At 49.4% G+C, this 1,703-nt stretch carries 1 protein-coding gene and 1 pseudogene; both read left to right on the top strand.

Features of this window, described 5'->3' with window-relative positions:
• The coding region (dxs, locus tag H6F50_RS00065) for a 1-deoxy-D-xylulose-5-phosphate synthase (RefSeq protein ID WP_190424899.1) at positions 1-1,020 on the top strand (1,020 nt) is incomplete at its 5' end.
• Between the two features lie 231 nt (positions 1,021-1,251).
• Positions 1,252-1,703 (top strand): annotated as a pseudogene (locus H6F50_RS00060) (S-methyl-5-thioribose-1-phosphate isomerase); the annotation flags it as partial.

The raw sequence follows: 1,703 nt of genomic DNA, 5'->3' as shown, positions 1-1,703 counted from the left end.
TACCACGCACAATCCCCCTTTAACCTCGCAACTGGGAAAGCGGTTCCTTCCAGCAAACCCAAACCTCCTTCTTATGCCAAGGTGTTTTCCCACACGCTGGTCAAACTCGCTGAGAATAATCCCAAAATTATCGGCATCACAGCAGCAATGGCGACTGGCACGGGTTTAGACAAACTCGCCAGTAAACTGCCCAAGCAATATATTGATGTTGGCATTGCCGAACAACACGCTGTCACTTTAGCTGCCGGTTTAGCTTGTGAAGAAATGCGACCCGTTGTCGCGATTTACTCTACTTTTCTGCAACGTGGCTACGACCAAATCGTCCACGATGTCTGCATTCAAAAATTACCCGTCTTTTTCTGTCTTGACCGCGCCGGGATTGTCGGTGCTGATGGTCCCACGCACCAAGGGATGTACGATATCGCTTATTTGCGCTGTCTCCCGAACATGGTGCTGATGGCACCCAAAGATGAAGCTGAATTGCAGCAGATGATCGTCACTGGTGTTAACTACACCGATGGTCCGATTGCCATGCGCTATCCTCGCGGCAATGGCTACGGGGTGCCCCTGATGGAAGAAGGCTGGGAAGAACTACCCATTGGCAAAGCAGAAATTTTGCGCCAAGGCGATGATGTTTTGATCCTGGGTTATGGCTCGATGGTATATCCCGCCATGCAGGCAGCGGAGATTTTGAGCGAGCATGGGATTGAAGCGACTGTTGTGAATGGCCGTTTTGCTAAGCCACTGGATACTGAGTTAATTTTGCCTCTGGCTCAGCAGATTGGTCGGGTGGTGACGCTGGAAGAAGGCTGCATCATCGGCGGCTTTGGTTCGGCTGTGGCAGAAAGTCTGCTGGATCATAATCTGATGGTGCCGATTACGCGGATTGGCGTGCCTGATGTATTAGTGGATCATGCTACGCCAGAACAGTCGATGGCGGAACTGGGTCTGACACCGGCTCAAATTGCCGAGCGAGTGAGGAAATCTTTTAGTCCTCAGCTGTCAGCAGTGATGAGTTAAAGGTAGGTTTTTTTAACGCAAAGGTACGCACAGGTAAGCGCTGTCCTGCGGCTTCGCTAACGCAGAGTTACGCAAAGATATCAGTTGCGCTTTCGGCGTTCTTTTGCGTTAAGGCAAAATTACCCTAAGTGTTTTCGGGAGAAAGCGCGAGGTAAAAAAGCAGTTAGTCGGGTAAATATCGGCTAAGTTGTTAGAAACTATCATATTGATAACTAGCAACTCACCGCCGATATGTCTACCAAAACTCAAGTTTATCCAGTTATTTGGAATCAAGACCGCGTTTTGCTCATCGACCAAAACCGGCTGCCTACGGAGTACACGTTTGTTGAGATCAGCTGCTGCGAAGATATGGCGCAGGCGATTAAAACGATGATTGTCCGGGGGGCACCGGCGATTGGTGTTGCGGCTGCCTACGGGATGTACCTAGGGGCAAGGGAGATTCAGTCAGACAAGCGTGAGGAATTTTTGAGCAAGTTGGAGCAAATTGCCGAGATGTTACGGCAAACTCGTCCAACTGCGGTTAATTTATTTTGGGCGATCGCGCGGATGTTGCGAACTGCCTATGAGTCTCTCGGAACGGTAGAAGAAATCAAATCTATTTTACTGACAACTGCTAAGGCGATTAATGCAGAAGACTTGCAAACTTGTCAGGCAATCGGCGATCACGGTTTAAAAGCTTTACC

The sequence above is a fragment of the Coleofasciculus sp. FACHB-712 genome, from assembly GCF_014695635.1.
In the GTDB taxonomy this organism is placed as follows: Bacteria; Cyanobacteriota; Cyanobacteriia; order Cyanobacteriales; family FACHB-T130; genus FACHB-T130.
This window is presented reverse-complemented; position numbering and strand designations above follow the sequence as displayed.